This window comes from Moorena sp. SIO3I6 (assembly GCF_010672095.1).
Map to the genome: position 1 here is coordinate 1 of NZ_JAAHHU010001121.1, position 1,655 is coordinate 1,655.

1 protein-coding gene and 1 pseudogene are annotated in these 1,655 nt (G+C 44.2%); one reads left to right on the forward strand and one right to left on the reverse strand.

From position 1 onward, the window contains the following. The first annotated feature begins 13 nt into the window (after positions 1-13). The gene (gene psbU, locus F6K49_RS46790; protein WP_293109321.1) at positions 14-334 is read left to right on the forward strand and encodes a photosystem II complex extrinsic protein PsbU; all 321 of its coding nucleotides are present in this window, start codon (positions 14-16) and stop codon (positions 332-334) included. Between the two features lie 248 nt (positions 335-582). On the opposite strand, the pseudogene F6K49_RS46795 reads toward psbU, so the two are convergent. Next, positions 583-1,655: pseudogene (locus F6K49_RS46795) on the reverse strand (bifunctional DNA primase/helicase); the annotation flags it as partial.

Consider the following 1,655-nt stretch of genomic DNA (forward strand, 5'->3'; position numbering starts at 1 on the left):
TAATAACTTAACGTTGCCCTCATCTACGGCTTTAATCGCTCGTTCCCGGAGCAATGAGGCTGATCGCAAGTTATCCACCGAGTTTGGTGAGAAGATTGACCTGAACAATACTCATGTCCGAAAGTTTCGCCAATATCGCGGATTCTACCCAACCTTGGCTGGTAAGATTGTTCAAAATGCTCCCTACAAGTCCGTAGAAGATGTTCTGAACATTCCGGGACTAAGCGCACGCCAGAAGAAAAACTTACAAGCTCACCTTGATGATTTTACCGTGACTAAGACCTCAGAGGTTTATAATGCGGGCGATGATCGCTATAATCCTGGCGTGTACTAACAACGCCATTGGTGGTTAACTTTAAATTTCCTGTCTCAAAATAAAGCTTTTCTAGCTAAGCGCTAAGCGCTTAGCTAGATCAATTTAGGTTTTGAAGGGCTTTGACTCAGCTGAACAGAAACACTAGCCGGAATACTTGACGGTGCGTGCTTGTCCGTTAGGGTAATAAACTCCGAGACAGTTGTGTTGATTATCCCTAAAAATTAAGACTAAACATTAAAACTAAACATCAAGACTAAACATTAAGACTAAACATTCAAACACAATTGAACATAATTACTGTTTTCTGAATCCACTGACTGAGTGTTACCCGACCTAGGGGATAAACCATTATCCAGCAAAATTTCACTAGTACCTAAGCTCTGACCATCACTAGCTAACCACCTCTGGAACACTTCCATGCGACCATCCTCTGGACTAACTAGCTGATAAACTCTGAACCGCTTTTTGCCTTGGCTCTGATAACGAATACACTGCAAGCCATAGCCGATTTTATCTAAGAAACGCCTGATAATAACAATCGGAGTTGCTTTTTTCGCTAGTCCTATTCCGGTGATGGTTTTGATAGCACAACGGTTTGCTAATGCGATCGCAGCCATCTCCTGCAAGTCCTGATCAGTATTTTTGAGTTCTCGTTCCAGATTTTCTAATAGAATTGGTATCCCCAAAACCTTCATGGTACCAATCATCGCTCCTAGCACAGCACGATTGAAGTCCGGTAGAAATATACTCCCTTGACCTTGCTCAATTAACAGTCGGGCTACCTTAGCATCCCGTTCTGCTAGATGTTGCCGACCTAGGGTAAGAAAATAATGGAGCCGTAGCTGCTGATACCAGCCTTGGTCATCTTTCACTACCAGTTCTGGTGTGATTGGGATGGCATAACGCTGCTTTAAATCGTACTTCCGTAGTGAGCGACGCTCCGATGGTGTTTTGACTAGGCGTTTGCTAATCGTTTGATATTCCCTATCACTGAAGTCTTGGCTAGATGCGATCGCATTACACTCAGCCTGATAGTTTTGGTCTCTAACTGCAGTAATCGCTGCCATCAGGGCATTCTGTGCTCCTAACTCTTCCGCTTGGGGTAAACCCTTAGACTTCTTTTTCCCAGCTTTAGTGGAACTGACTGGGGAAACATCCATCACCAGATGACCTTCAGCACGCAATCCTGCTAGCACGGATTCCCGATAGTTGACCATGGCGGCATTGAATCGGACAGCCATTTTAGCCCAGCACATCAAGGATTCTGCTTGAAAGCCTGTATCTAAATCATCCACAGCATCGAAATCCGATTGTTGTAGCAACCGAATATTCATTTGGG